The 26986-nt window shown below is 67.7% G+C and carries 22 protein-coding genes; 14 read left to right on the plus strand and 8 right to left on the minus strand.

Annotated features, from left to right (window positions below):
* Nucleotides 1–10 precede the first annotated feature (10 nt).
* The 7 genes from MKD50_RS11475 to MKD50_RS11505 all read right to left on the minus strand — a co-directional run bounded on the left by MKD50_RS11475 (nt 11) and on the right by MKD50_RS11505 (nt 7633).
* Complete coding sequence (locus MKD50_RS11475; protein ID WP_115705821.1) at nt 11–1048, minus strand: XdhC family protein; 1038 nt, start codon at nt 1046–1048, stop codon at nt 11–13.
* Nucleotides 1021–1587: an SRPBCC family protein gene (locus tag MKD50_RS11480; protein WP_115705823.1), complete on the minus strand. Its 567-nt coding sequence runs from the start codon at nt 1585–1587 to the stop codon at nt 1021–1023. Before MKD50_RS11480 ends, MKD50_RS11475 begins: the two co-directional genes overlap by 28 nt.
* Entirely contained in the window at nt 1578–2828 is a 1251-nt protein-coding gene (locus tag MKD50_RS11485) for a vWA domain-containing protein (protein WP_252667255.1), read from the minus strand. The genes MKD50_RS11480 and MKD50_RS11485 overlap by 10 nt, the downstream gene beginning before the upstream one ends.
* A 9-nt stretch (nt 2829–2837) precedes the next feature.
* The gene (locus MKD50_RS11490) at nt 2838–3734 is read right to left on the minus strand and encodes an AAA family ATPase (protein WP_116378108.1); all 897 of its coding nucleotides are present in this window, start codon (nt 3732–3734) and stop codon (nt 2838–2840) included.
* Nucleotides 3735–3924: 190 nt separating this feature from the next.
* Nucleotides 3925–4725: an FAD binding domain-containing protein gene (locus MKD50_RS11495; RefSeq protein ID WP_240073710.1), complete on the minus strand. Its 801-nt coding sequence runs from the start codon at nt 4723–4725 to the stop codon at nt 3925–3927.
* Between the two features lie 26 nt (nt 4726–4751).
* Nucleotides 4752–7133 carry a xanthine dehydrogenase family protein molybdopterin-binding subunit gene (locus MKD50_RS11500; protein WP_252667172.1) on the minus strand — a complete coding sequence of 794 codons (2382 nt, stop codon included), beginning with the start codon at nt 7131–7133 and terminating at the stop codon, nt 4752–4754.
* Nucleotides 7134–7144: 11 nt separating this feature from the next.
* A complete protein-coding gene (locus MKD50_RS11505; RefSeq protein ID WP_252667173.1) occupies nt 7145–7633 on the minus strand; it encodes a (2Fe-2S)-binding protein in 489 nt (162 codons plus the stop codon).
* A 319-nt stretch (nt 7634–7952) separates the two neighbouring features.
* On the opposite strand from MKD50_RS11505, the gene MKD50_RS11510 reads away from it, so the two are divergent.
* Together MKD50_RS11510 and MKD50_RS11515 are read left to right on the plus strand one after the other, a co-directional pair.
* Nucleotides 7953–8531, plus strand: a complete 579-nt coding sequence (locus tag MKD50_RS11510) for a YqaA family protein (protein ID WP_240073712.1) — start codon at nt 7953–7955, stop codon at nt 8529–8531.
* Between the two features lie 181 nt (nt 8532–8712).
* Nucleotides 8713–12687: a DUF3683 domain-containing protein gene (locus MKD50_RS11515; RefSeq protein WP_252667174.1), complete on the plus strand. Its 3975-nt coding sequence runs from the start codon at nt 8713–8715 to the stop codon at nt 12685–12687.
* Nucleotides 12688–12945: 258 nt separating this feature from the next.
* Here MKD50_RS11515 and MKD50_RS11520 read toward each other — a convergent pair whose 3' ends face one another.
* A complete protein-coding gene (locus MKD50_RS11520) occupies nt 12946–13896 on the minus strand; it encodes a fimbrial protein (RefSeq protein WP_252667175.1) in 951 nt (316 codons plus the stop codon).
* Nucleotides 13897–14138: 242 nt separating this feature from the next.
* Between MKD50_RS11520 and MKD50_RS11525 the strand changes: the two genes are divergently transcribed.
* The 12 genes from MKD50_RS11525 (at nt 14139) to aspS (ending at nt 26862) form a co-directional block, all read left to right on the plus strand.
* Nucleotides 14139–14576, plus strand: coding sequence for an HIT family protein (locus tag MKD50_RS11525; RefSeq protein WP_115705841.1), 438 nt, complete (start codon nt 14139–14141; stop codon nt 14574–14576).
* Between the two features lie 130 nt (nt 14577–14706).
* Complete coding sequence (locus MKD50_RS11530; RefSeq protein ID WP_115705843.1) at nt 14707–16572, plus strand: ABC transporter ATP-binding protein/permease; 1866 nt, start codon at nt 14707–14709, stop codon at nt 16570–16572.
* 88 nt (nt 16573–16660) lie between these two features.
* Nucleotides 16661–17077, plus strand: coding sequence for a gamma-butyrobetaine hydroxylase family protein (locus MKD50_RS11535; RefSeq protein ID WP_012351720.1), 417 nt, complete (start codon nt 16661–16663; stop codon nt 17075–17077).
* Nucleotides 17078–17108: 31 nt separating this feature from the next.
* Nucleotides 17109–17840 carry a bifunctional demethylmenaquinone methyltransferase/2-methoxy-6-polyprenyl-1,4-benzoquinol methylase UbiE gene (ubiE, locus tag MKD50_RS11540; RefSeq protein WP_115705845.1) on the plus strand — a complete coding sequence of 244 codons (732 nt, stop codon included), beginning with the start codon at nt 17109–17111 and terminating at the stop codon, nt 17838–17840.
* Between the two features lie 73 nt (nt 17841–17913).
* Nucleotides 17914–18888 (plus strand): Tim44 domain-containing protein, encoded by a 975-nt coding sequence (locus MKD50_RS11545; protein ID WP_252667176.1) that lies wholly within the window; start codon nt 17914–17916, stop codon nt 18886–18888.
* A 127-nt stretch (nt 18889–19015) separates the two neighbouring features.
* Nucleotides 19016–19714 (plus strand): ubiquinone biosynthesis accessory factor UbiJ, encoded by a 699-nt coding sequence (locus tag MKD50_RS11550; RefSeq protein WP_252667177.1) that lies wholly within the window; start codon nt 19016–19018, stop codon nt 19712–19714.
* A 67-nt stretch (nt 19715–19781) separates the two neighbouring features.
* Entirely contained in the window at nt 19782–21359 is a 1578-nt protein-coding gene (ubiB, locus tag MKD50_RS11555; protein ID WP_115705849.1) for a ubiquinone biosynthesis regulatory protein kinase UbiB, read from the plus strand.
* A gap of 35 nt (nt 21360–21394) precedes the next feature.
* Nucleotides 21395–22015 (plus strand): methyltransferase domain-containing protein, encoded by a 621-nt coding sequence (locus MKD50_RS11560; protein ID WP_115705850.1) that lies wholly within the window; start codon nt 21395–21397, stop codon nt 22013–22015.
* A 290-nt stretch (nt 22016–22305) separates the two neighbouring features.
* Nucleotides 22306–23742: a high affinity choline transporter 1 gene (locus tag MKD50_RS11565; RefSeq protein ID WP_115705852.1), complete on the plus strand. Its 1437-nt coding sequence runs from the start codon at nt 22306–22308 to the stop codon at nt 23740–23742.
* 164 nt (nt 23743–23906) lie between these two features.
* Nucleotides 23907–24251 (plus strand): FmdB family zinc ribbon protein, encoded by a 345-nt coding sequence (locus tag MKD50_RS11570; RefSeq protein ID WP_115705854.1) that lies wholly within the window; start codon nt 23907–23909, stop codon nt 24249–24251.
* A gap of 14 nt (nt 24252–24265) precedes the next feature.
* Nucleotides 24266–24988, plus strand: a complete 723-nt coding sequence (locus MKD50_RS11575; RefSeq protein WP_240073719.1) for a DUF502 domain-containing protein — start codon at nt 24266–24268, stop codon at nt 24986–24988.
* A 65-nt stretch (nt 24989–25053) separates the two neighbouring features.
* Complete coding sequence (gene aspS / locus MKD50_RS11580) at nt 25054–26862, plus strand: aspartate--tRNA ligase (RefSeq protein WP_252667178.1); 1809 nt, start codon at nt 25054–25056, stop codon at nt 26860–26862.
* Nucleotides 26863–26986: the final 124 nt, after the last annotated feature.

Raw genomic sequence — 26986 nt, forward strand, 5'->3', positions numbered from 1 at the left:
CGCGGGGTCGTCAGGCAGGATCGGGCGCCACGTCGCAGCTGCTGCCGGTGCTGGCAGCCATTTCGCGCGCGGCCTTGGCGCCTTCCACCTGCAGGATGTCGGGCAGCGACACATGGTTCTTGGCCGCGATCACCTCGGCCAGGATCGAGATCGCGATCTCCGGCGGCGTGCGGCTGCCGATATAGATGCCCACCGGGCCGTGCAGCCGTGCCAGCTGCAGCTCGGTCAGGTCGAACTCCTTGAGCCGTTCGCGGCGCGCCTGGTTGTTGCGGCGCGACCCCAGCGCGCCCACATAGAAGGCGCGCGTGCGCAGCGCTTCCATCAGCGCCAGGTCGTCCAGCTTGGGGTCGTGCGTCAGCGCGATCACCGCGCAGCGCTCGTCCAGCTTCATGTCGGTGACGGTGTCGTCCGGCATGGTGCGTACCATGGTGACGCCGGGGATGTCCCAGGTCTCGGTGTATTCCTCGCGCGGGTCGCACACGGTGACCTGGAAGCCGAGGCCGACAGCGATCTGGCACAGGTACTTGGACAACTGCCCGGCGCCGATCACCAGCATGCGGTAGCGCGGGCCGTGGATGGTGAGCAGGGTCTTGCCGTCGAACGCCAGCCCGTCGGTGGCATTGGCCGGGCCCAGCGTGGCCACGCCCGTGGCCATGTCCAGCGTGCGCGCGACCAGGCGGCCGTTCTCCACGGCATCGAGCAGTTCGGCAATGCCGCTGGCCGGCTTGAGCGGCTCGGCGACCAGCTCGATGGTGCCGCCGCACGGCAGGCCAAAGCGGTGCGCCTCCTCGGCGCTGATGCCGTACTTGATCGCTTCGGGACGGTCCGAGGTAATGCCTTGCCGGCGCACGCGGTCAATGATGTCGTCCTCGATGCAGCCGCCCGAGACCGAGCCCACCACCAGGCCGTCGTCGCGCACGGCCAGCATCGCACCCTCGGGCCGGGGCGACGAGCCCCAGGTCCGCACTACCGTCACCAGCAGCACGCGGTGGCCTTGCTGCTGCCACTGCACGCTGTTCTTCAGGACTTCGAGATCCACGCTGTCCATGATCGTTTCCGCTTCGCTTGTTCTGTCGGTTCGTTATCGGAGTTGTCGCCGGCGGCTGCGGCGGGGGCGCCCTCGGCCGCTGGCGTGCTGTCTGTGGCGTCAGGGGTGACGGCCTCGGTAAAGCGCGCAAAGAAGGTGTCAGCCATCTTGCGTGCCGCGGCGTCCACCAGCCGCGAGCCGATCTGGGCGATCTTGCCCCCCACCTGGGCGTTGACGGTATAGGTCAGGACAGTTTCATCGCCGTCTGGTTCCAGCCGGACCCGGGCACTGCCCTTGCCGAAGCCCGCCGCGCCACCCTGGCCGTCGAAGCGGATGGTGTAGCTGTCGGGCGCCTGGATGTCTTCCAGCGCCATGCGGCCCTTGAAGCGCGCCTTGACCGGGCCCACCGCGGCTGTCATGGCCAGCAGGTAGGCATGTTCGCCGTCGGGCTCGATACTCTCACATCCGGGGATGCATTGCTTGAGCAGTTCGGTGTCGTTGAGCGCTTCCCATGCTACCTGCTGCGGGACCGGCAGGCGCTGGCTCTGGTTCATTTCCATGGCGGGGTTTCCTTTCTTGGCGGGTTGGGGGCGCCGGCCCGCGCGGGCCCGCCCTGGTCGGACAGCAGGGATTCGAGCGCCAGCAGGCTATCCAGGTTGTGCGCGGGGCGCAGCGCATCGACATGCGGCAGGATCGCCTGCACGCCGCGCGCCTGCGGCGCGAATCCAGGGTAGCGCAGCAGCGGGTTGAGCCAGACGATGCGATGGGCAAAGCGGCGCAAGCGAGCCATTTCGTCGCCGAGCAGGTCGATATGTTCGTGGTCGAGGCCGTCGGTGACCAGCAGCACCGTGGCGCGGCCGGACAGCGTGCGGCGCGCCCAGTGGCGGTTGAAGCTCGCCAGCGCGGCGCCGATGCGGGTGCCGCCGGCCCAGTCGCGCACCTGGCTTGTAATCACGGCGACGGCTTCGTCGGGGTCGCGCTCGCGCAGCGAGCGGGTGATATTGGTCAGCCGCGTACCGAACAGGAACACCGACAGCCGCTCGCGCGACTGCATCAGCGCATGGCAGAAGTACAGCACCGCGCGCGAGTACTGGCTCATCGAGCCCGAGATATCGAGCAGCAGCACCAGCGGCGGCTTGCGCTCGGCATGCTTGCGGAATTTCCAGCGCAGCCACTCGCCGTGCTGGCGCACCGCCAGGCGCGCGCTGGCGCGCAGGTCGGCGTGGGTGCCGCAGGTGGCGGCGCGCAGCCGGCGCGTGCGCTGCAGCGCAAGGTGAGTGCGGCGGGTGCGCACCAGATGCTGCAGCGCGCGCCATTCCTGCGCGGTCAGGGTTTCGAAATCGCGCTGCGCCAGGCGTTCCTGGTCGGAGAAGGTCAGCGGCACGTGGATGCGTTCCGCCTCGGTCTGCGCCGGGCGCGCGGGCATATCGGGCTGGCGCGCGGCCAGCGCATCGGCCAGCCGGTTGCTGCGCTTCGGCGGCGGCGTGCCCGCGTCGACGCGCGGCAGCAGCAGCGCGCGCAGCTTGCCTTCCCAGTCGGGGTCGCGCCAGAACAGGTCGAAGGCAGCATCGAACAGCGGGCGCTGGTCGGGGCCGGACAGCACCAGCGCCGCCAGCGCGGCGCGCACCTCGTCGCGCTGGCCGATATCGACCAGCCGCAGCGCCGCCAGCGCATCGACCGCGTGCGCCGGCGACAGGGCGAAGCCGCCGTCGCGCAGCAGCCGCATGAAGTGGGTGACGTTGCGCGCCAGCACCGGCAGTCCTGCATGCGGACCGCCGCTGCGCGCCGCGGCGTGCAGCATGGGCACGGCTCAGCCTCCCGGCGCGGCGCCCGCCAGCAGTTCCGCCACTGTGGGGCCGTCGACGCGCGCCAGGTCGTCCTGGTATTTGAGCAGCACGCCCAGCGTGTCGCGCACCGATTGCGGGTCAAGCTCGGTTACACCCAGCGCCGCCAGCGCGCGGCACCAGTCGATGGCCTCGGCGATGCCGGGCGCCTTGAACAGGTCGATGCCGCGCAGCCGGTGCACGAAGTCGATCGCCTGCGCCTGCAGCGCGGCCGCGGCCTCGGGCGCGCGCGCGGCGACGATCTGCAATTCGCGGTCGCGGTCGGGATAGCCAACCCACTGGTACAGGCAGCGGCGCTTGAGCGCGTCGTGGACCTCGCGCGTGCGGTTGGAGGTGATCACGATCAGCGGCGGGCGCTCGGCGCGGATCACGCCGATCTCGGGAATCGACACCTGGAATTCGGACAGCACCTCGAGCAGGAAGGCTTCGAATGGCTCGTCGGCGCGGTCGATCTCGTCGATCAGCAGCACGCGCGGCACGCCCGGTGCGGCGGGATCGGGCAGCAGCGACTCCAGCAGCGGGCGCTTGAGCAGGTAGTCGTCGTGGTACAGCGATTGCGCCTCGGGCCGCTCGCCGCGGGCCTCGGCCAGGCGCAGCGCCATGATCTGGCGCGGGTAGTCCCATTCATACAGCGCGCTGGCGGCGTCAAGTCCCTCATAGCACTGCAGCCGCAGCAGGCGCGTGCCGAGCACGCCCGCCATGGCTTGCGCCAGTGCCGTCTTGCCGACGCCGGGCTCGCCTTCGAGGAACAGCGGGCGCTGCATGCGCAGGGCCAGGTAGAGCACCGTGGCGGTTTCGCGGTCGGCGAAATATTGCTGGTGCTCGAGCTGGGCGAGGGTTTGGTCGATGGAGGTGGGGAGCATGAAGCGATCGTGTGTGCCGACGCAACCAGCGCGCCGTCGGTTTGCTCCCCTCTCCCGCTTGCGGGAGAGGGGCGGGGGGGAGGGCAGGAGGTTCGCCCGCGACAACGCCTGATTCAAGCGCCGGCCCTCTCCCCCAACCCCTCTCCCGCCAGGCGGGAGAGGGGAGACAACATGCGGCAGTGGAGAAACGCTACCCCTTCACCGCCGCCTCCACCGCCCTTGCCGCCAGCACCGGAATCAGATGCGCCCGGTACTCTGCCGAAGCATGCAGGTCAGTATTCAGCGTCCCGGCGTCGACCTTCACTCCGCGCGCCGCCTGCGCGGTGAAGTTTGCCGACAGCGCCTGCTCCAGCGGCTGGCACCGGAACACGCTGTCGGCCGCGCCGGTGACCGCGACGCGCACCGCGTTGCCGGTGCGCGCCACCAGCACGCCGACCAGCGCGAAACGCGACGCCGGGTTGGCAAACTTGGCGTAGGCGGCCTGGTCCGGTATCGGGAAGCGTACCGCGGTAATCAGCTCGTCGGCTTCCAGCGCGGTCTCATAGAGGCCCTTGAAGAAGTCGTCGGCCGCGATGCTGCGGCGGTCGGTGACCACGGTCGCGCCCAGTCCCAGCACGCCGGCGGGGTAGTCCGCAGCGGGATCGTCATTGGCCAGCGCGCCGCCGATGGTGCCCATCGCGCGCACCTGCCGGTCGCCGATGCCGCCGGCCAGCGCCGCCAGCGCCGGGATGCGCTGGCGCACCTCGGCGTTGGCTTCCACGTCGGCATGGCGCGCGGCGGCACCGATGACGATCTCCTTGCCTTCGACGCGGATCTCGGCCATGCCGGGAATGCGCGCGACGTCGACCAGCGTCGACGGCGATGCCAGCCGCAGCTTCATCGCCGCCAGCAGGCTCTGGCCGCCGCCGAGGAACTTGGCGTCGGGATCGGCCTTGAGCTTGGCCACCGCCGCCTTGGCATCCGCGGCGCGTTCAAAGTTGAATGCGTACATGTCGGTTTCCTTTGCGGTGCGGTGGCTCAGGGTTGGGGTTGCGCGGCCTGGATCGCCTGCCACACGCGATGCGGCGTGGCGGGCATCTGCACATCCTTCACGCCCAGCGGCGACAGCGCATCGACCAGCGCGTTGATGAATGCCGGCGGCGAGCCGATCGCGCCGGCCTCGCCGCAGCCCTTCACTCCCAGCGGGTTGTGCGTGCAGGGCGTGCCGCTGGCGGTCTCGACGGTGAAGTCGGGCAGGTCGCCGGCGCGCGGCATGGCGTAGTCCATGTACGAGCCGGTCAGCAGCTGGCCGCTGTCGTGGTCGTAGACGCACTGCTCCAGCATGGCCTGGCCCAGCCCCTGGCCGATGCCGCCATGCACCTGGCCCTCGACGATCATCGGGTTGATGATGTTGCCGAAGTCGTCGACCGCGGTGAACTTGACCACCTGCGACGCGCCGGTGTCGGGGTCGACCTCCACCTCGCACACATAGGCGCCCGACGGGTAGGTGAAGTTGGTCGGGTCGTAGAAGGCGTTTTCGTTCAGGCCCGGCTCGAGCTTGTCGAGCGGGTAGTTGTGCGGCACGTAGGCGCTCAGCGCGACTTCGCCGAAGGTCTTGGTGCGGTCGGTGCCGGCCACGCGGAACACGCCGTTGCTGAACTCGATGTCGCTGTCCGACGCCTCCAGCAGGTGCGCGGCGATCTTCTTGGCCTTGGCCTCGATCTTGTCGAGCGCCTTGACGATGGCGGAGCCGCCCACCGCCAGCGAGCGCGAGCCGTAGGTGCCCATGCCGAACGGCACGCGCCCGGTGTCGCCGTGCACGATCTCGACCTGGTCGAGCTGCAGCCCGAGGCGGTCGGCCACCACTTGCGCGAAAGTGGTTTCGTGCCCCTGGCCATGGCTGTGCGAGCCGGTGAAGACCGTCACCGTGCCGGTCGGGTGCACGCGGATCTCGCCCACCTCGAACAGGCCGGCACGTGCGCCAAGCGCGCCGGCGATGTTGGAAGGCGCCAGCCCGCAGGCCTCGATGTAGCAGGAATAACCGAGGCCGCGCAGCTTGCCGCGCTGCTTCGCCTCGTCGCGCCGCGCCGGGAAGCCCTTGACGTCGGCCAGCTCTTGCGCGCGCGCCAGGCACGGCTCATAGTCGCCGGTGTCGTAGGTCAGGCCCACCGGGGTTGCGTACGGGAACTGGCGGATGAAGTTCTTGCGGCGCAGTTCGGCCGGATCGATGTTCAGCTCGCGCGCGGCGGTTTCGACCAGGCGTTCGACCACGAAGGTCGCTTCGGGCCGCCCCGCGCCGCGGTAGGCATCGACCGGCGCGGTGTTGGTGAACACCGCCTTGACCTCCGCATAGATCGCCGGGGTGGCGTACTGGCCGGCCAGCAGCGTCGCATAGAGAATGGTCGGCACGCTGCTGGCAAAGGTCGACAGGTAGGCGCCCATGTTGGCGACCGTATGCACCCGCATGGCCAGGAACTTGCCGTCGGCGTCGAGCGCCAGCTCGGCCCTGGTGACATGGTCGCGGCCATGCGCGTCGGTCAGGAAGGATTCGCTACGGTCCGCGGTCCACTTGACCGGGCGGCCGACCTTCTTCGATGCCCACGTCAGCGCCACGTCTTCCGGATACAGGAAGATCTTGGAGCCGAAGCCGCCGCCGACGTCGGGCGCGATGATGCGCAGCCGCGATTCCGGCAGCCCCAGCACGAACGCGCCCATCAGCAGGCGTTCGACGTGCGGGTTCTGGTTGGCGACGTAGACGGTGTAGCTGTCGTCCTGGCGCGTATAGCTGGCGTTGACCGCTCGTGGCTCGATCGCGTTGGGGATCAGCCGGTTGTTGACGATCTCCAGCGTGGTTACGTGCGCGGCGCTGGCGAAGGCGGCGTCGGTGGCGGCCTTGTCGCCGTGGCCCCAGGTGTAGCAGGTGTTGGCCGGCACGTCGTCATGCACCAGCGTCGGCGCCGACGCGGCATCGGCGGCGCGGACCACGGCGGGCAGTTCTTCGTAGTCGACCTCGATCTTCTCGGCGGCGTCGCGCGCCTGCTGCAGCGTCTCGGCGATCACCAGCGCCACCTGGTCGCCCACGTGGCGCACCTTGCCGTGGGCGATCACCGGGTGCGGCGGCTCTTTCATCGGCGTGCCGTCGATGCTGTGGATCAGCCAGCCGCACGGCAGGCCGCCCACCTTGTCGGCGGCGAGGTCGTCGCCGGTCAGCACGGCGATCACGCCGGGCGCGGCCAGTGCCTCGGTCTTGTCGATCGAACGGATGCGCGCGTGCGCATACGGCGAGCGCAGGAAGTACCCGTAGCTCTGCTGCGGCAGCACGATGTCGTCGGTGTACTGGCCGTTGCCGGTCAGGTAGCGATAGTCTTCCTTGCGCTTGACGGAGGCGCCCACCAGGCGCTGGTTCTCGGGTGCGTTCATGGCGGTCTCCCTTATTCAGCGCTGGCCTGCATGCCCGCCTGGCCCTGTTGCACCGCGCGCACGATGTTGTGGTAACCGGTGCAGCGGCACAGGTTGCCTTCCAGGTGCTTGCGGATGGTGGCGGCGTCGGCGTCGGGATGTTCCTGGACCAGTGCGGTCGCGCTCATCACCATGCCCGGCGTGCAGAAGCCGCATTGCAGCCCGTGGCATTCGCGGAACGCTTCCTGCATCGGGTGCAGGCCGTTGCCGACCTTGTCCCCGGCCAGCCCTTCGATGGTGGTCACGGTGGCGCCGTCCGCCTGCAGCGCCAGGATGTTGCACGACTTGACCGCCCGGCCGTCCAGGTGGACCGTGCAGGCGCCGCATTGCGCGGTGTCGCAGCCGACGTGGGTGCCGGTCAGGCGCAGCTGTTCGCGCAGGAACTGGACCAGTAGGGTGTTGGGTTCTACCTGCGCGTCAACGGGCTTGCCGTTGACCGTCAGGCGGATCGGAATCGCCATGCTTGTCTCCATGTGGGGTGGACGCGCATGACCAATACCCAGATCCCCAAGGCAAAGCGCGGGACTGGCCACGACGCGGTACTGCCGCTTAAGACGGCTATAGGACGGCTAATTCGTGATATTGGTGCTGCCGCTGCAACTGCTGTTGGTGCGCCAGCGAACCTTGCGTCCGGCGCATCGGCACGGCCGGCGAACGTTTGGCCGCGACAGGCTCTAACAGTTAATCACAAATCCCGCACAGGTGCCATGTGGTTTGCCCGCGCCCCGTTTGGGGCACGGCCCGCTAGAATGAGCCGCGCCACCGGTCCTGTCCTCATACATGGAAGCCTTCTTCGACTGGCTGTTTGAAACCATTGCCTTGCCCAAGGTAGGCCTGCCCGCGATCTTCATGGTCAGCCTGGTGTCGGCCACCTTGCTGCCGCTGGGCTCCGAACCCGCCGTGTTCGGCTACGTCAAGCTCAATCCGCAGATGTTCTGGCCGGCGGTCCTGGTGGCCACCGCCGGCAATACCGTTGGCGGCGCGATCGACTGGTGGCTGGGCTACGCGGCCAAGCTGGCACTGGTGCGCTACCACAAGCGGCGCCGCGCGCGCGAGCACGAGGCCGAACACCTGGAGCACCGCGCTCACGCGCGCAAGCCGCCCAAGCCCAAGCTCGATGCCCGCTACTTCCGCTGGATGCGCCGGCTGGGTCCGCCCACGCTGCTGCTGTCGTGGCTGCCCGGGGTTGGTGATCCACTGTGCACTTTGGCCGGGTGGCTGCGCCTGTCGTTCTGGCCCAGCCTGGCCTGGATGGCGGTCGGCAAGTTCTTGCGCTACCTGGTCATGACGGCCAGCCTGATGTGGATCCCGGACACTTTCTGGCAGAACATTGCGCACACGGTAAAGGCCTGGTTCTGATTGCCGGGCGGCGCCGACGCCGATTTTGCGGGCGGATCCGGCTCGCCAGACAGCGCTAATCCCTTGTTCCGACAAGGATTCCGTCATGCTGCGGTGCGGCGAAAGCAGGGCTTGCAGTACAATCGCCCTTTACTGAACGATTCGCGCACTGTCCCCGTGCGCAGCAGGAAGCGGTCCCCCCATGAACGCCCCACTCGTGCTCGACGCCAAGCTCGCCGCGCAGGACGCCCCGCCGCGCCTGCGTGAAATTCCCTATAACTACACGTCCTTCTCGGACCGCGAGATTGTCATCCGCCTGCTGGGCGAAGAGGCCTGGCGCATCCTGGACGAGCTGCGCAGCGAGCGCCGCACCGGCCGCTCGGCGCGCATGCTGTACGAGGTGCTGGGCGATATCTGGGTGGTGCGCCGCAATCCCTACCTGCAGGACGACCTGCTGGAAAATCCCAAGCGCCGCCAGATGCTGGTCAGCGCGCTGCACCACCGCCTGAACGAGATCGAGAAGCGCCGCGCCGCCGACCGTGCCGAGCACGCCGAGCCCGCCGCCGAGGACCGCTCGCATCGCGTGGAGCAGCTGGTCGCCTTCGCCAAGCAGGCGATCGAGGACTTCAAGAACGAATTCGCCGCCGCCTACGACCTGCGCAAGCGCGCGCAGCGCGTGCTGGGCCGCGTCACGCAGAAGGACAACATCAAGTTCGATGGCCTGTCGCGCGTGTCGCACGTGACCGACGCCACCGACTGGCGCGTGGAATACCCGTTCGTGGTGCTGACGCCGGATACCGAGGAAGAGATCGCCGGCCTGGTCAAGGGCTGCTTCGAGCTCGGCCTGACCATCATCCCGCGCGGGGGCGGCACCGGCTACACCGGCGGCGCCGTGCCGCTGACGCCGATGAGCGCGGTGATCAATACCGAGAAGCTGGAGCAGCTGGGTCCGGTCGAGCAGACCGACCTGCCGGGCGTGTCGCACAAGGTCGCGACCATCTTCGCCGGCGCCGGCGTGGTGACGCGCCGCGTGGCTGACGCTGCGGACCGCGCCGGCCTGGTGTTCGCGGTCGACCCGACCTCGATCGACGCCTCGTGCATCGGCGGCAACGTCGCCATGAACGCCGGCGGCAAGAAGGCCGTGCTGTGGGGCACCGCGCTCGACAACCTGGCCTGGTGGCGCATGGTGGACCCGGAAGGCAACTGGCTGGAAATCACCCGGCTGGACCACAACCTGGGCAAGATCCACGACGTGCCGGTGGCCACCTTCGAGCTGAAGTGGTCGGACGGCAACCGCGCCCCGGGCGAAAAGGTGCTGCGCACCGAGACGCTCGCCATCGAGGGCCGCAAGTTCCGCAAGGAAGGCCTGGGCAAGGACGTCACCGACAAGTTCCTGGCCGGCCTGCCCGGCGTGCAGAAGGAAGGCTGCGACGGCATCATCACCAGCGCGCGCTGGATCCTGCACCGCATGCCGAAGTTCATCCGCACCGTGTGCCTGGAGTTCTTCGGCCAGGCGCGCGACGCCATCCCCAGCATCGTCGAGATCAAGGACTTCCTCGATGCCGAGACGCGCAAGCCCGGCGGCGCCATCCTGGCCGGCCTGGAGCACCTGGACGAGCGCTACCTGCGCGCGGTCGGCTACGCCACCAAGAGCAAGCGCAACGCCTTCCCGAAGATGGTGCTGATCGGCGATATCGTCGGCGACGATGAAGACGCCGTGGCGCGCGCCACCTCGGAAGTGATCCGCATGGCCAACGGCAAGAGCGGCGAAGGCTTTATCGCCGTCAGCCCCGAGGCGCGCAAGAAGTTCTGGCTGGACCGCTCGCGTACCGCCGCGATTGCGAAGCACACCAACGCCTTCAAGATCAACGAAGACGTGGTGATCCCGCTCAACCGCATGGGCGAGTACACCGACGGCATCGAGCGCATCAATATCGAGCTGTCGATCAAGAGCAAGCTGCAGCTGGTCGACACGCTGGAAGCGTTCTTCGCGCGCGGCAACCTGCCGCTGGGCCGCAGCGACGACGCCAACGAGATCCCCAGCGCCGAGCTGCTGGAAGACCGCGTGCAGCACGCGCTGACGCTGCTGCGCGAGATCCGCGCGCGCTGGCGCTACCTGCAAGGCCATCTGGACACGCCGCTGGCGCAGGCCAGGGCCTCGCTGATCGGCCACGGGCTGGGCCTGCTGGGGCAGGAGTTCGAGGCGCGGCTGCAACAGCAGCCGGACGCCACCGTGTTCCACCTGCTGCAGGACCGCACCATCCGCGTCTCGTGGAAGACCGAAATCCGCGCCGAACTGCGCAAGATCTTCAACGGCGGCGAATTCAAGCCGATCCTGGACGAAGCCCAGAAGATCCACAAGCAGGTGCTGCGCGGCCGTGTCTTCGTCGCGCTGCACATGCACGCCGGCGATGGCAACGTGCACACCAACATCCCGGTCAACTCCGACGACTACGACATGCTGCAGGACGCGCACCGCGCGGTGGCCCGCATCATGGACCTGGCGCGTTCGCTCGACGGCGTGATTTCGGGCGAGCACGGCATCGGCATCACCAAGCTGGAGTTTTTGACCGAGGAAGAGATCGGCGACTTCCGCGCCTACAAGCAGAAGGTCGACCCGCAGGGCCGCTTCAACAAGGGCAAGCTGCTGCCCGGTGCCGACCTGCGCAATGCCTACACGCCGTCGTTCGGGCTGATGGGGCACGAGTCGATCATCATGCAGCAGAGCGACATCGGCGCCATCGCCGAGAGCGTCAAGGACTGCCTGCGCTGCGGCAAGTGCAAGCCGGTGTGCGCCACCCACGTGCCGCGCGCCAACCTGCTGTACAGTCCGCGCAACAAGATCCTGGCGACCTCGCTGCTGGTCGAGGCCTTCCTGTACGAGGAGCAGACCCGCCGCGGCATCTCGGTCAAGCACTGGGACGAGTTCTCCGACGTGGCCGATCACTGCACCGTGTGCCACAAGTGCGTGACGCCGTGCCCGGTCAAGATCGACTTCGGCGACGTGTCGATGAACATGCGCAACCTGCTGCGCAAGATGGGGCAGAAGAAGTTCAACCCAGGCACCGCGGCGTCGATGTTCTTCCTCAACGCCACCAACCCCGAGACCATCAACCTGACCCGCAAGGTCATGATCGACTGGGGCTACAAGGCGCAGCGCCTGGGCAACGAGGTGCTGAAGAAGCTGGCGAAGAAGCAGACCGCGCATCCGCCCGCCACCGTCGGCAAGCCGCCGGTGCGCGAGCAGGTGATCCACTTCATCAACAAGAAGATGCCGGGCAACCTGCCCAAGAAGACCGCGCGCGCGCTGCTCGACATCGAAGACAACGAGATCGTGCCGATCATCCGCGACCCCAAGGCGACCACGCCGGAGTCGGAAGCGGTGTTCTACTTCCCGGGTTGCGGCTCGGAGCGGCTGTTCTCGCAGGTGGGGCTGGCCACGCAGGCGATGCTGTGGCACGTCGGCGTGCAGACCGTGCTGCCGCCGGGCTACCTGTGCTGCGGCTATCCGCAGCGGGGCAACGGCCAGTACGACAAGGCCGAGAAGATCGTCACCGACAACCGCGTGCTGTTCCACCGCGTGGCCAACACGCTGAACTACCTCGACATCAAGACCGTGGTGGTCAGCTGCGGCACCTGCTACGACCAGCTCGCCGGCTATGAATTCGACAAGATCTTCCCGGGCTGCCGCATCATCGACATCCACGAATACCTGCTGGAGAAGGGCGTCAAGCTGGAAGGCGTGACCGGTACGCGCTACATGTACCACGATCCCTGCCACACCCCGATCAAGACCGTCGATCCGACCAAGCTGGTCAACGACCTGATGGGCGGCAACGCCGGCCTGGGCAAGATCGAGAAGAACGAGCGCTGCTGCGGCGAGTCGGGCACGCTGGCGGTGACGCGCCCGGATATCTCGACGCAGGTCCGCTTCCGCAAGGAAGAGGAAATGACCAGGGGCGCCGACAAGCTGCGCGCCGATGGCTTTACCGGCGACGTCAAGATCCTGACCAGCTGCCCGTCGTGCCTGCAGGGCCTGTCGCGCTACAAGGAAGATGCGTCGGTGCAGGCGGATTACATCGTGATCGAGATGGCCAAGCACCTGCTGGGAGAGAACTGGCTTCCCGAGTACGTGCAGAAGGCCAATGCCGGCGGCATTGAGAGGGTGCTGGTCTGAAGTGCAAGGGGAGCCAGTCGTCGGCTACGCGAGAACTGGCTCCCGAGTATGTCCCGAAGGCGAGTGCCCGCGGGAGGGAGAGCGTGCTGCTGCGGGAAATGCCGTTCAGTTAAGGGATCAATCACTACCGTCATTCCCGCGCAGGCGGGAATCCAGCGTCTTTGAAAGTCACTGGGTTCCCGCTTTCGCGGGAACGACGGTGGTTAACTGAACGGCATTTTCCGCATCGGGGCGCTGTTGTACGGCGCTTCTGCGCCGTTATTGATAGCTCATGGTGAACGTCGCGGCGGCATTGGCCGTGCCCGGCGTCACGGTGCCTGTACGGATGTAGCGCGCAGTCAGCGGAACGTGCATGTCGCTGGCGCCGGTCACGGTGCCGACATTGAACTGGTGGAGGTTGCCGGCTACCGCCGACGCGGGCCCGAAACTCATCGGCGTGCCGTTGTAGAGGATTTGGTAGGCCACCCCACCGGCACTCGACCCGCTTGCCAGCGACAGGTTGCTGCCGGTGTTGCCGGGCTGCGTGGCATCGGTGAGAGTCATGGCGATGGCAGTCGGACCGGAGCAGTTGAGCAACAGCTTGAATGCGGTCTGACCGGCTGTCGAGCCCGTGGCCTGGAAGGCGGAGGCGCTGAGCTGCGGCATGTTGACGGTCAAGGAAGGGGTCTGCACGGTGCAGGCCGGGGCGATGATCTGCGTATTGCCGCTTATCATCAGTTGGGCAACGGTCAGCGAGCCATAGCTGGCTTGCGCCAGCAGGGGTGGCAGCGTAACGGTACCCGGCATCACCGGACCCGTGACCACCATTTGCACGCGGTAGCGGCTCATCGGGCCGTATGGGGTCCATGCCTGGTTGGTAATGGCTTGTGATACCGGCGGCGAGGCCAGCGGCGCGCTGTCGATGCCGGGCGTGCCGGACATCCAGTTTGCCCAACCCCCCTTGATGCCGATGCCGGGGACCGTCGTCTGGTATACGTTGCTGTAGCCGGGCACCAGCTGCATCGGGCTCGCATAGCCCCAGGTGTACTGGAACGTGCCATTGCACAAAATATTTACCGGGCCGGCCGGAACCCAGTTGCTGTCGTAGAGAACGGTTCCCGCCGGCGTGTCGCGCGCTACACTGATTGTTGCCGGCAGCGAGATGGTTGCAGTGCCGGGATTGCCGCTTGAGACGATGCAGTCGGCGGCCGCCGGGGAAGCAAGGCTCATACTCCAGAGCAGGAGCGCGCAAAGTCTGAGGGCGGCGATGCATCGACTTGGCTGTTTGCGGGTCACGCAGCTGGTCATGACTACTATTTGATTGTTGCCTGGAGGCAATGACTATTCCAGCGGCAGAGAAGGGAAACAATAAGCCAAACCTGAAAACGGTATTCTCAGCACGTTTATTGCACATGCGGAAACGGCAGCGAGCCTCGTCGCGAACAGCAAGCATCCATGGATAAAATCACCTCATGAGCGGAGTACCCGACTGCGCCCTATGCCGCTCCGACGGCGGCGAACTGGTCTGGATGGGCGACCGCGCCCGCCTGATCCTGGTCGAGCATGACCGTTTTCCCGGCTTCTGCCGCATCGTCTGGAACGACCACGTGGCCGAGCTGAGCGACCTGGACGAGGGCGACCAGGCCTGGCTGATGCGGCTGGTGGCGCGCGTCGAGCGCGTGGTGCGCGAGGTGATGGCACCCGACAAGGTCAACCTGGCGGCGTTTGGCAACATGGTGCCCCACCTGCACTGGCACATCATTCCGCGCTATCGCTGGGACACGCATTTCCCCGAGGCGATCTGGGCCGCGCCGCAGCGCGCGGCGGATGCCGTGCGTGTGCAGGAGCTGGCCAGCCGGCTGCCGGCGCTGCGTACGGCGCTGGCGCTGGTCGAGGCCGACGACGCCTGAAGCCGGGCGCGGAACCCGCGCCGGCCAGCCACCGTCTGAATGCTGATGCCGCCGCGGTCGCGCCTGCGCCGCGGCACCAGAACAACAGGCCCGGCCAGCGATCGTGCTGCCGGGCCAGAAAGCTGCCGCTATGTCCTCGACCCCGACATCCGTCACCGTACCGGGCCCGGCCGTTCCCGCCCGGGCCCTCAAGATCCAGAGCCGGCTGCGCATGGCCGCGACCTGGGCGCTGATCAGGCCCTACTGGAAATCCGAAGACCGCCTCGCCGGGCTGGGGTTGCTGGCGCTGGTGGTGGTGCTCAACCTGGGCATCGTCTATATCAACGTGCTGCTCAACGAATGGAACCGCGTGTTCTACAACGCGCTGGAGCAGCGCGACTATGCCTCGTTCAAGGTGCTGCTGCTGCGCTTCTCGTGGATCGCGGCGTTCTTTATCGTCGCGGCGATTTCGCGCCAGTACTACACCATGATGCTGCAGATGCGCTGGCGCACCTGGATGACCGGCCGCTTCATGGGGCACTGGCTCGGGCACCAGGCCTACTACCGCATCGAACAGACCCACGCCACCGACAACCCCGACCAGCGGATCGCCGATGACCTGCGCCTGTTCACCGACGGCGCGCTGTCGCTGTCGCTGGGGCTGCTCAACTCGGTGGTGACGCTGCTGTCCTTCGTCGGCATCCTGTGGACCGTGTCCGGGCCGATCAGCTTCGCGCTGGGCGGCACTGAGTGGACCATCCCGGGCTATATGGTGTGGTTCGCGGCCGGCTATGCGGTGATCGGCTCGCTGGTGGCGCATGTGGTCGGCCGCCCGCTGATCGGGCTGAACTTCCAGCAGGAACAGTACGAGGCCGACTTCCGTTTCACGCTGGTGCGCCTGCGCGAGAACAGCGAGCCGGTGGCGCTGTACCGCGGCGAGCCAACCGAGCAGGCCGGCCTGCGCGCGCGCTTCGACCGCATCCGCGCCAACTGGAACCAGCTGATGCGCTATACGCGGCGGCTCACATTCGTCAGTTCCGGCTATGCGCAGTTCGCCATCATCTTCCCGATCCTGGTGGCCGCGCCGCGCTACTTCGCCGGCAAGATGACGCTGGGCGGTCTGATGCAGACCAGTTCCGCGTTCGGCCAGGTGCAGGGCGCGCTGTCGTGGTTCGTTGACAGCTACGCCACGCTGGTGGGCTGGAAGGCGGCGGCGAACCGCCTGATCGACTTCCAGGAAGCGATCCGCGTGGCCGAGCGGCAGGAGGCGTCGCAGGACGGCAGCCGCGATATCGAGGTGGCGTACCACGGCCAGCCGCAGCACGGCATCGCCATCGACAGCCTGGCGCTGGCCTTGCCGGTGCGCGCAGCGCGCGGCGCGGCGGTGGGCAAGCGGCCGCTGGTGGCGCCGTTCTCGCTGGCGGTGGCGCCGGGCGAGCGCTGGCTGGTAAGCGGCCCGTCGGGCTGCGGCAAGAGCGTGCTGTTCCGCGCGCTCGCCGGGATCTGGCCGTACGGCAGCGGCACGGTGACCATGCCGGAAGGCGCACGCCGGCTGTTCCTGCCGCAGCGCAGCTACCTGCCGATCGGCACGCTGGCCGATGCGCTTGCCTACCCGGACGCCGGCACCGAACACGGCAAGGACGTGCTGCAGGCAGCGCTGCGCCAGACCCGGCTGGCGGCGCTGGCGGACCAGCTCGACGTGTTCGACAATTGGTCGCTGCGGCTGTCGCCGGGCGAACAGCAGCGCCTGGCCTTTGCGCGCGCACTGCTGCAGCAGCCGGACTACCTGTTCCTCGACGAAGCCACCAGCGCGCTGGACGAGGACACCGAGCGCGCCATGTACCAGCTGATGGTGGAGCAGTTGCCGCAAACGGCCATTGTCAGCATTGCGCACCGCAGCACCGTGGCGGCCTTCCACCAGCGCAGGCTGCGCTACGTGCCGCAGGACGCCGAAGCGGCCCGGGCTGCGCAAGCCGGCGAGCCTGGGGTAAGCTATCGGGTCGTATGCGAAGCGTGATGCAGGGCTGCCGCGGCAGCCGGCGCGGCCACGGCGGCATCATGCGGCAATCACCCTCACCGGCGCCCCTCAGCGGGCCGCGATCATCATGGCAGGCCTGGAAAAAGACACCCCCCATCCCACCGCGCTGACGGTGCACACGCAATCGCGCGTGCTCGAGATCGGCTTCGACAATGGCCGCAGCTTCCGGCTGCCGTTCGAACTGCTGCGCGTGTATTCGCCCTCCGCCGAAGTCCAGGGCCATGGCCCTGGACAGGAGGTGCTGCAGACCGGCAAGCGCGAGGTCGGGGTCGACGCGGTCGAGCCGGTCGGCAACTACGCCATCCAGATCCGCTTCTCCGACGGCCACGACACCGGCATCTATTCGTGGGACCTGCTGTACCGCCTGGGAGACAACCAGGATGCGTTGTGGCAGGACTACCTGCAGCGCCTGGAAGCCGCCGGCGCGGACCGCGACACCCCGATGCCCGCCGCGGGTGGCGGGCACGCCTGCGGCCATCACTGAGCCGCCCCCGACAATCCTGGAGTCTTGAAAGATGAGTGAAACCCACTTCGGGTTCGAAAAGGTCGACGAAACGGAAAAGGCCGGCAAGGTTGCCGGCGTGTTCCATTCGGTGGCCAGCAAGTACGACGTGATGAACGACCTGATGTCGGGCGGCATGCACCGGCTGTGGAAGATGTTCACCATCGCGCAGGCCGGGGTGCGCCCTGGCCACAAGGTGTTGGACATCGCCGGCGGCACCGGTGACCTGGCCAAGGCGTTCGCGAAACAGGCAGGCCCCACCGGGCAGGTCTGGCTTACCGACATCAACGAGTCGATGCTGCGCGTGGGCCGGGACCGGCTGCTCAACAAAGGCATCGTCACGCCGGTGGCGCTGTGCGACGCCGAGAAGATTCCGTTCCCCGACAACTACTTCGACCTGGTCACGGTCGCCTTCGGCCTGCGCAACATGACGCACAAGGATGCCGCGCTGGCCGAGATGCGCCGCGTGGTCAAGCCGGGCGGCAAGGTCATGGTGCTGGAGTTCTCCAAGGTCTGGAAACCGCTGGAGAAGGCCTACGACGTCTATTCTTTCAAGGTGCTGCCGTGGCTCGGCGAGCGCGTGGCAGGGGATGCCCCGAGCTATCGTTATCTCGCGGAATCGATCAGAATGCATCCAGACCAGGTTTCGCTTGTACGCTTAATGGAACATGCAGGCCTGGAGAATGTCGAATACTTCAATCTGACGGCCGGAGTGGTGGCGCTCCACGTCGGGCGCAAGTATTAAGAACACTTGAAAGAACACTTGAAATCGCCATGCTCGCCCGTATATGGGCGAAACTGACAGGGGATAACAGCATATGTCGTCAATTCGTGGAAAATTCCTGGTGGGGTCGCTGGTCACGGCACTGGCCGTCGGCATGGCGTTCGACGCCGAGGCCAAGCGCATGGGCGGCTCGCGCAGCATCGGCAAGCAGTCCGAGTCCGTGACCCAGCGCCAGCAGACCCAGCCCACCTCGCCCACGCAACAGGCGCAGCAACCCGCACAGCAGGCGGCACCGGCCACCGCCGGAGCGGCCGGCGCGGCCGCGGCCGCGGCACCCAAGCGCAACTGGGGCGGCATCCTGGGCGGCATCGCCGCCGGCCTGGGCATTGGCTGGCTGCTGTCGCACTTCGGCCTGGGCGGCGCGGCGCTGACCTTCCTGTCCAACCTGATCCTGATCGCGCTGGTGGCCTTCGCCGCGATCTGGCTGATCCGCAAGTTCCGCGGCGGCAGCAAGCGCACCGCGCAGCCGGCCTATGCCGGTGCCGGCCATGCCCCCAACCTGGGCCGCAACGCCGAGCCGATGTTCCGCGGCGAGCCGACGCCGGTGCCGTCGGGCAACGTCTCGGGCAGCCCGGTCCTGCCGGCATCGGCAGCGCCGGCCGCAGCCGGGGCCGTGGCGCAGCAGCCGTGGGGCGTGCCGGCCGACTTCGACGCCGAATCCTTCCTGCGCAACGCCAAGGTCCACTTCGTGCGCCTGCAGGCCGCATGGGATGCCGGCAACCTGGACGATATCCGCGAGTTCACCACGCCGGAAATGTTCGCCGAGATCAAGATGGACCTCTCCGAGCGCGGCGCCGAGGTCAACAAGACCGACGTGGTCACGCTCGAAGCCCAGCTGCTCGGCATCGAGTCGTCGCCGGCCCAGCACCTGGCCAGCGTGCGTTTCTCGGGCATGATCCGCGAGAAGGCGGGCGAGGCGGCGCAGCCGTTCGGCGAGGTCTGGAACCTGGCCAAGCCGGTTTCCGGCAGCGGCGGCTGGCTGCTGGCCGGGATCCAGCAAGAGTCCTGATGCCGCACCCCGCGGCGGTGATGCGCCGGGGGGAGTAGCTTAGAATGGAGGCCCACGCGAAAGCGTGGGCCTTTTTGTTTGCGACGCCGGTCCCGCGCGTCGCCGCCTGCCCGCCCACCGCGCTGTCATGAATACTCTGCCTTCCGCCCTGGCCACGCCCGCCATCTCGGCACTGAACCACCTGCTCGAGCAGGAGCCGTGGGCCCGCAACCAGCTGGCGCCGTTTGCCGGACGCGTGATTCGTTTCGATGCCGCCGCCTTCGAGCTGTCGCTGAAGGTGACCGAACACGGCTGCACGGAACTGGCGCCGGCGGCCGAGGCGCCCGCGGTGACGCTGCGCGTGCCGGTGCAGCAGTGGCCGCTGGTGGCCGCCGACGTGGCCGAAGGCGGCCAGGCCGCCGCCATGCGCCATGTGCGCATCGAGGGCGACGCCGAGCTGGCCAACACGGTTTCGACGCTGGCGCGCAATCTGCGCTGGGATGCCGCCGAGGACTTGTCGCGCGCGCTGCGCGGCATCCTGGGCGGGCCGGTCAGCGACAGCGTGGCGCAGCGCGTGGTCGATGGCGCGCGCCAGGTCCATGAGCAGGCCACGCGCGTGGGCCGGGCGCTGCTGGACAACGTCACCGACTACCTGCTCGACGAACAGCCGACGCTGGTGCGCCACGCCGCGCTGGACGATTTCGGCGCCGACGTGGGCCGGCTGCGCGACCGCCTGGCGCGGCTGGAGAAGCGGCTGGAGCGACTGGACCGGCTCGAGCGCGGCGGCACGCCGCCCGCGCCCGGCCCGTCCGGCCCGTCCGGCAAGCTGCCGTCGCCGCACCGCTGAGCCGGCCCAGCCGCGCTTCCTTCCGACCATCCACCGACTGCCTGCCCGGCCCCGTGAAGACTCCCGAATGACCCGCCTCCTGCGCCTTGGCAAGATCCTTTTCGTCATCCTCTACTACGGCCTGGACGAGCTGGTGCTCTCTGGCTTCAGCAGCCGCAGGATCCGCTTCCTGGTACGGGTCATCACCATCGGGCGCAAGCTCGATGTGCCGCGCGGCGTGCGGCTGCGGCTGGCGCTGACGCGGCTGGGGCCGATCTTCGTCAAGTTCGGCCAGGTGCTGTCGACCCGGCGCGACCTGATGCCGCCGGACATTGCCGACGAGCTGGCCAAGCTGCAGGACCAGGTGCCGCCGTTCGATTCGGCGGTGGCGGTCAGGATCATCGAGCGCTCGCTCGGGCGGCCGCTGGAGCAGCTGTTCGAGACCTTCGAACACCAGCCGGTGGCGAGCGCCTCGATTGCGCAGGTCCACTTCGCCACGCTCAAGGGCGGCCCCAGCCACGGGCGCGAGGTCGCGGTGAAGGTGCTGCGCCCCGGCATGCTGCCGGTGATCGACAGCGACCTGGCGCTGATGCGCGACATGGCCACCTGGCTGGAGCGCTTCTGGGCCGACGGCAAGCGCCTGAAGCCGCGCGAAGTGGTGGCCGAGTTCGACAAATACCTGCACGACGAACTCGACCTGATGATCGAGGCGGCCAATGCCAGCCAGCTGCGCCGCAACTTTGCCGACACCAACCTGCTGCTGGTGCCCGAGGTGTTCTGGGACTGGTGCAGCAGCACGGTGTTCGTGATGGAGCGCATGCACGGCATCCCGATCTCGCGCACCGAGTCGCTCAAGGCCGCCGGCGTCGACATGCACCAGCTCGCGGAGGAGGGCGTCGAGATCTTCTTCACCCAGGTATTCCGCGACGGCTTTTTCCATGCCGACATGCACCCGGGCAATATCCTGGTGTCGGTGCAGCCCGAGACTTTCGGCCGCTATATCGCGCTGGACTTCGGCATCGTCGGCGCGTTGTCGGAATTCGACAAGAACTACCTGGCGCAGAACTTCATCGCCTTCTTCCGCCGCGACTACCACCGCGTGGCGCTGCTGCACGTGGAATCCGGCTGGGTCCCGCCCGAGACTCGCGTGGAAGAACTGGAAAGCGCGGTGCGCGCCTGCTGCGAGCCGTACTTCGACAAGCCGCTCAAGGAAATCTCGCTGGGCATGGTGCTGATGCGGCTGTTCCAGACCTCGCGCCGCTTCAACGTCGAGATCCAGCCGCAGCTGGTGCTGCTGCAGAAGACGCTGCTCAATATCGAAGGGCTGGGCCGCCAGCTCGATCCGGACCTGGACCTGTGGAAGACCGCCAAGCCGTTCCTGGAGCGCTGGATGCACGAGCAGGTGGGCTGGCAGGGCGCGTGGGAGCGGATCAAGGTGGAGGCGCCGCAGTGGGCCAAGATGCTGCCCGACTTCCCGCGCCTGGCGCACCAGTTCCTGGAGCGGCGCGCGCTCACCAGCAACGGCGAGCAGGACAAGCTGCTGGCCATGCTGGTGCTGGAGCAGCGCCGCACCAACCGGCTGCTCGGCACCGCGGTGCTGCTGGTGGGCGGCTTCGTCGCCGGCATCGTGCTCACGCACGTGCTGGGCTGGGCCGGTTACTGGTAGGCGCAGGCCAACCCACAAAGGACGGAGACAGACCCATGGGCGATACCACCAGGCCGGTGCCCGGCTTTACCACGCGCAACGCCGGCGACCCGGCGTTCTGGGACGAGCGCTTCAAGGAAGGCTTCACGCCCTGGGACCTGGGCGGCGTGCCCGAGGAATTCCGCCGCTTTGTCGAAGGCCGCCAGCCGTGTCCCACGCTGGTGCCCGGCTGCGGCAACGGCTGGGAGGCGGCGTGGCTGTTCGAGCGCGGCTGGCCGGTGACGGCGATCGACTTCTCTGCGCAGGCGGTGGCGTCGGCGCGGCGCGCGCTAGGGCCGGCCGGGGCGGTGGTGCAGCAGGGCGATTTCTTCGCCTTCACGCCGCAGCCGGCGTGCGAGCTGATCTACGAGCGCGCCTTCCTGTGCGCGCTGCCGCCGGCGCTGCGCGCGGCCTATGGCGCTCGCGTGGCCGAGCTGCTGCCGCCGGGCGGGCTGCTGGCGGGCTACTTCTACCTGGGCGAGAACCGCGGCGGACCGCCGTTCGCGATGCCGGAAGCGGAGCTCGATGCGCTGCTCGGGCCGGCCTTCGAGCGCATCGAGGACCGCCCCTCGGCCGCGCCGCTGCCGGTGTTCCAGGGGCAGGAGCGCTGGCAGGTATGGCGCCGGCGCAGCGCCTGAAGCCGCCCCCGGCCGGCCGCCCTGTGGCGCAGGCGGTGCCCCGCGTGGCGCATTCGCGCCAGCGGGGAATTTTTTTCGCCCGTGCCGGTCTGCGTCGCTATAATCCGCGTTTTGATTCGGCTACGACCGCGGGCCCCCGCCGCGTTGCCCGCCTCGTCGGGACAGCGCCAGGCACCCCGACATGCGGCCCCGACCGATGAATTGGACTCCGGGCTACCGCGCGCGCCTGCGCCCGGCCGCCCGGCATTCGGTTTCTCGCCACAAGGGCACCTTCTGCATAGGGCAGCGGCATGCTGATCTGGTTTGTCATCATCTACTGGGTAATCTCGGTCGGCATCGGCCTGTGGGCGGCGCTGCGCGTGCGCAACACCACCGATTTCGCCGTCGCCGGGCGCAGCCTGCCGTTCCATATTGTCACCGCCACCGTCTTCGCCACCTGGTTCGGCTCGGAGACGGTACTGGGCATCCCTGCCGTGTTCCTGAAGGAAGGCCTGTCGGGCGTGGTGTCCGACCCGTTCGGGTCGTCGCTGTGCCTGATCCTGGTTGGCCTGTTCTTCGCCCGGCCGCTGTACCGGATGAACCTGCTGACCATCGGCGACTACTACCACAACCGCTACGGGCGGCTGGCCGAGGTCCTGACCACGCTGTGCATCGTGGTCTCGTACCTGGGCTGGGTGGCGGCGCAGATCAAGGCGCTGGGGCTGGTGTTCTATACCGTGTCGGACGGCGCGCTGTCGCAGGAGGCCGGCATGATGATCGGCGCCGCCAGCGTGCTGGTCTATACGCTGTTCGGCGGCATGTGGTCGGTGGCGATCACCGACTTCATCCAGATGATCATTATCGTGATCGGCATGATGTATATCGGCTATGAGGTCAGCGGCCAGGCCGGTGGCGTCACGGCGGTGGTGTCGCATGCGGCCGCGGCGGGCAAGTTCGAATTCCTGCCGTCGCTCGATTTCGTGCAGATCATCGGCTTCGCCGCGGCGCTGTTCACCATGATGCTAGGGTCGATCCCGCAGCAGGACGTGTTCCAGCGGGTGACCTCGTCGCGCACCGAGCTGATCGCCGGCCGCGCCTCGGTGCTGGGCGGCGTGCTGTATTTCTGCTTCGCCTTTATCCCGATGTTCCTGGCGTATTCCGCCACGCTGATCGACCCGGGCATGGTGGCCAAGTACATCGACACCGACTCGCAGCTGATCCTGCCGCAGCTGATCCTGCAGCACGCGCCGATGTTCGCCCAGGTGATGTTCTTCGGCGCGCTGCTGTCGGCGATCAAGAGCTGCGCCTCGGCGACGCTGCTGGCGCCGTCGGTGACCTTTGCCGAGAACATCCTGCGGCCGTACTTCCGCCATCTCGACGACAAGCAGTTCCTGCGCGTGATGCAGACCGTGGTGCTGGTGTTCACCACGCTGGTGACGCTGTTCGCGCTGAACTCGCACCTGTCGATCTTCCATATGGTCGAAAATGCCTACAAGGTCACGCTGGTGTCGTCGTTCGTGCCGCTGGCCTTCGGCATGTTCTGGAAGCACGCCACCCGCCAGGGCGGGCTGGCGGCGATCCTGCTGGGGCTGTCGTCCTGGCTGACTTGCGAGATCGCCTTTGCCGATGCGGTGGTGCCGCCGCAGATGGTCGGCCTGCTGTTCTCCATCAGCGGTATGGTGGTCGGCTCGCTGCTGCCGCAGTGGATTGCAGATCACGCGCCGGTCAAGGAAGTCCATATTGCCTGACCGTGCGGGGGCGCCCACCCCCTTATTTCCGACGATCAGGCAGCCCCGGAACGGTTTATAATTCAAGGCTTTGCATCGCCGCGCGGGATATTCCCGCAGCCGCCCCGGCGCGCGGCGATGTCCGCCCTGGTACCGATTCCCAAGTTCTCTCGCGAAATAACACCATGCCGATCTATGCCTACCGTTGCGACGCCTGCGGCCACGGGCGCGATGTGCTGCAGAAAATGAGCGATGCTCCGCTGACGGACTGCCCGTCCTGCGGCGCCGCCGGCGCGTTCAAGAAGCAGCTGACCGCTGCCGGCTTCCAGCTCAAGGGCTCGGGCTGGTACGTGACCGACTTCCGCGGTGGCAGCGGCGGCGCCGGCGCGCCTGCTGCAAGCGGCGCAACTGGCGGCACTGCGGCTGCGGCCAGCGCGCCGGCGGCGGCTGAATCGTCGTCGAGCGGCACCGCGGCGGCTACCTCGGCGCCGGCCGCCGGCGGTTGCGGCAGCGCCTGCGCCTGCCACTGAGCCGGACCCGCCCCGTGGTAGCCAAGAAGACTTCCGCCCTGAAAACCTGGTTCCTGACCGGGCTGCTGGTACTGGTGCCGCTGGGCATCACGCTGTGGGTGCTGAGCCTGATCATCGGTACGATGGACCAGAGCCTGGCACTGCTGCCGGAAGCCTGGCGGCCGGATCGGCTGATGTTCGGCAAGCGCGTGACCGGCCTGGGCGCGATCCTGACGCTGCTGTTCATCCTGCTGGTCGGGCTGCTCGCGCATAACTTCATCGGCCAGCGGCTGGTGCGCTGGTGGGAAGCGCTGCTGGGCCATATCCCGGTGGTGGGGCCGATCTACACCAGCGTCAAGCAGGTCTCGGACACGCTGCTGTCGTCGTCGGGCAATGCCTTCCGCAAGGCGCTGCTGGTGCAATACCCGCGCGAGGGCTCGTGGACCATCGCCTTCCTGACCGGCCGCCCCGGCGGCGACGTGCAGAACCACCTGCAGGGCGAATACGTCAGCGTCTACGTGCCGACCACACCCAATCCGACCTCGGGCTTCTTCCTGATGATGCCCAAGGCCGACACCATCGAACTCGACATGACCGTCGACGCCGCGCTCAAGTACATCGTCTCGATGGGCGTGGTGGCACCGGCGGAATTGCCGCGCAAGAACGGCACTGCGCCCCGGCCGGCAGCTCCGTCCGGTGCGGCGAGTGCGGCCGGCAGGTCCACCAGCGAGGAGCCGGTCCAGACGACCGATCCTTGAGCCTCCAAACTGATCACGGGCTGCGCGATGCAATCGGGCAGCCGCGTTTTACCGGGAATCTCCTTATGTCCTCCATGCGTACTCACTACTGCGGTCTGGTGACCGAACAATTCTCGGGCCAGGAAGTGGCCCTGACCGGCTGGGTCCAGCGCCGCCGCGACCATGGCGGCGTGATCTTCATCGACCTGCGCGACCGCGAGGGCCTGGTGCAGGTGGTGTGCGACCCGGATCGCCCCGAGATGTTCAAGGCCGCGGAAGAGATCCGCAACGAGTTCTGCATCCGCATCACCGGCAAGGTGCGCCCGCGCCCGGCCGGCACCGAGAACGCCAACCTGACCTCGGGCAAGATCGAGGTGCTGTGCCACGAGCTGACCGTGCTGAACCCGTCGGTCACGCCGCCGTTCCAGCTCGACGACGACAACCTGTCGGAAACCACGCGCCTGACGCACCGCGTGCTCGACCTGCGCCGCCCGCAGATGCAGTACAACCTGCGCCTGCGCTACAAGGTGGCGATGGAAGTGCGCAAGTTCCTGGATGCACAGGGCTTCATCGACATCGAGACCCCGATGCTGGGCAAGAGCACGCCTGAAGGCGCGCGCGACTACCTGGTGCCGTCGCGGGTGAACCCGGGCCACTTCTTCGCGCTGCCGCAATCGCCGCAGATCTTCAAGCAGATGCTGATGGTGTCGGGCTTCGACCGTTACTACCAGATCACCAAGTGCTTCCGCGACGAAGACCTGCGCGCCGACCGCCAGCCCGAATTCACGCAGATCGACTGCGAGACCTCGTTCCTGACCGAGCAGGAAATCCGCGACCTGTTCGAGGACATGATGCGCACGGTGTTCAAGAACGCCATCGACGTCGACCTCGACGCCAGGTTCCCGGTGATGGAGTTCCGCGAGGCCATGGCCCGCTTCGGCTCGGACAAGCCTGACCTGCGCGTCAAGCTGGAATTCACCGAGCTGACCGAGGTGATGAAGGACGTCGACTTCAAGGTGTTCTCGGGTCCGGCCAACAGCGACAACGGCCGCGTGGTCGGCCTGCGCGTGCCGGGCGGCGGCGCCATCTCGCGCGGCGAGATCGATGCCTACACCCAGTTCGTCGGCATCTACGGCGCCAAGGGCCTGGCCTGGATCAAGGTCAACGAAGTGGCCAAGGGGCGCGACGGCCTGCAGTCGCCGATCGTCAAGAACCTGCACGACGCCGCCATTGCCGAGATCCTGAAGCGCACCGGCGCGCAGGACGGCGACATCATCTTCTTCGGCGCCGACAAGGCCAAGGTGGTCAACGACTCGATCGGCGCGCTGCGCCTGAAGATCGGCCACTCGGACTTCGGCAAGGCCAATGGCCTGTTCGAGGACGCCTGGAAGCCGCTGTGGGTGGTGGACTTCCCGATGTTCGAGTACGACGAGGAAGACGCGCGCTGGGTGGCGATGCACCATCCGTTCACCAGCCCCAAGGACGAGCACCTGGAATACCTCGAGACCGATCCGGGCAAGTGCGTGGCCAAGGCCTACGACATGGTGCTGAACGGCTGGGAAATGGGCGGCGGCTCGGTCCGTATCTATCGCTCGGACATCCAGAGCAAGGTGTTCCGCGCGCTCAAGATCAACGACGAGGAAGCGCGTGCCAAGTTCGGCTACCTGCTCGACGCGCTGCAGTATGGCGCGCCCCCGCACGGCGGCCTGGCCTTCGGCCTGGACCGCATCGTCACGATGATGGCCGGCGCCGACTCGATCCGCGACGTGATTGCCTTCCCCAAGACCCAGCGCGCCCAGGACCTGCTGACGCAGGCGCCGAGCTCGGTCGACGAGAAGCAGCTGCGCGAACTGCATATCCGCCTGCGCACCGCCGAGCCCAAGCCCAACGCCTGACCGGTTTCCGGGGTTCGATCTGCAAGAAAGCCGCGCGATTGCGCGGCTTTTTTTCTTTATGCGCAATGCCGGCGCCCGGCGCATTGGTTTCGATTTGTTACCGGTCGGAACGAAGGCGGCGGCG

Source organism: Cupriavidus mimosae, from assembly GCF_023952485.1.
GTDB classification, from domain to species: domain Bacteria; phylum Pseudomonadota; class Gammaproteobacteria; order Burkholderiales; family Burkholderiaceae; genus Cupriavidus; species Cupriavidus taiwanensis_C.

Bases quoted from the DNA above. Each gene is read 5' to 3' on its own strand.
- MKD50_RS11525 (WP_115705841.1), top strand. From the start codon at position 14,139: ATGAGCGGAGTACCCGACTGCGCCCTATGCCGCTCCGACGGCGGCGAA.
- MKD50_RS11505 (WP_252667173.1), bottom strand. From the start codon at position 7,633: ATGGCGATTCCGATCCGCCTGACGGTCAACGGCAAGCCCGTTGACGCG.
- MKD50_RS11560 (WP_115705850.1), top strand. From the start codon at position 21,395: ATGGGCGATACCACCAGGCCGGTGCCCGGCTTTACCACGCGCAACGCC.
- MKD50_RS11535 (WP_012351720.1), top strand. From the start codon at position 16,661: ATGGCAGGCCTGGAAAAAGACACCCCCCATCCCACCGCGCTGACGGTG.
- MKD50_RS11550 (WP_252667177.1), top strand. From the start codon at position 19,016: ATGAATACTCTGCCTTCCGCCCTGGCCACGCCCGCCATCTCGGCACTG.
- MKD50_RS11510 (WP_240073712.1), top strand. From the start codon at position 7,953: ATGGAAGCCTTCTTCGACTGGCTGTTTGAAACCATTGCCTTGCCCAAG.
- aspS (WP_252667178.1), top strand. From the start codon at position 25,054: ATGTCCTCCATGCGTACTCACTACTGCGGTCTGGTGACCGAACAATTC.
- MKD50_RS11485 (WP_252667255.1), bottom strand. From the start codon at position 2,828: ATGCTGCACGCCGCGGCGCGCAGCGGCGGTCCGCATGCAGGACTGCCG.
- MKD50_RS11545 (WP_252667176.1), top strand. From the start codon at position 17,914: ATGTCGTCAATTCGTGGAAAATTCCTGGTGGGGTCGCTGGTCACGGCA.
- MKD50_RS11570 (WP_115705854.1), top strand. From the start codon at position 23,907: ATGCCGATCTATGCCTACCGTTGCGACGCCTGCGGCCACGGGCGCGAT.
- MKD50_RS11520 (WP_252667175.1), bottom strand. From the start codon at position 13,896: ATGAGCCTTGCTTCCCCGGCGGCCGCCGACTGCATCGTCTCAAGCGGC.
- ubiE (WP_115705845.1), top strand. From the start codon at position 17,109: ATGAGTGAAACCCACTTCGGGTTCGAAAAGGTCGACGAAACGGAAAAG.
- MKD50_RS11475 (WP_115705821.1), bottom strand. From the start codon at position 1,048: ATGGACAGCGTGGATCTCGAAGTCCTGAAGAACAGCGTGCAGTGGCAG.
- MKD50_RS11500 (WP_252667172.1), bottom strand. From the start codon at position 7,133: ATGAACGCACCCGAGAACCAGCGCCTGGTGGGCGCCTCCGTCAAGCGC.
- MKD50_RS11480 (WP_115705823.1), bottom strand. From the start codon at position 1,587: ATGGAAATGAACCAGAGCCAGCGCCTGCCGGTCCCGCAGCAGGTAGCA.
- MKD50_RS11515 (WP_252667174.1), top strand. From the start codon at position 8,713: ATGAACGCCCCACTCGTGCTCGACGCCAAGCTCGCCGCGCAGGACGCC.
- MKD50_RS11490 (WP_116378108.1), bottom strand. From the start codon at position 3,734: ATGCTCCCCACCTCCATCGACCAAACCCTCGCCCAGCTCGAGCACCAG.
- ubiB (WP_115705849.1), top strand. From the start codon at position 19,782: ATGACCCGCCTCCTGCGCCTTGGCAAGATCCTTTTCGTCATCCTCTAC.
- MKD50_RS11495 (WP_240073710.1), bottom strand. From the start codon at position 4,725: ATGTACGCATTCAACTTTGAACGCGCCGCGGATGCCAAGGCGGCGGTG.
- MKD50_RS11565 (WP_115705852.1), top strand. From the start codon at position 22,306: ATGCTGATCTGGTTTGTCATCATCTACTGGGTAATCTCGGTCGGCATC.
- MKD50_RS11530 (WP_115705843.1), top strand. From the start codon at position 14,707: ATGTCCTCGACCCCGACATCCGTCACCGTACCGGGCCCGGCCGTTCCC.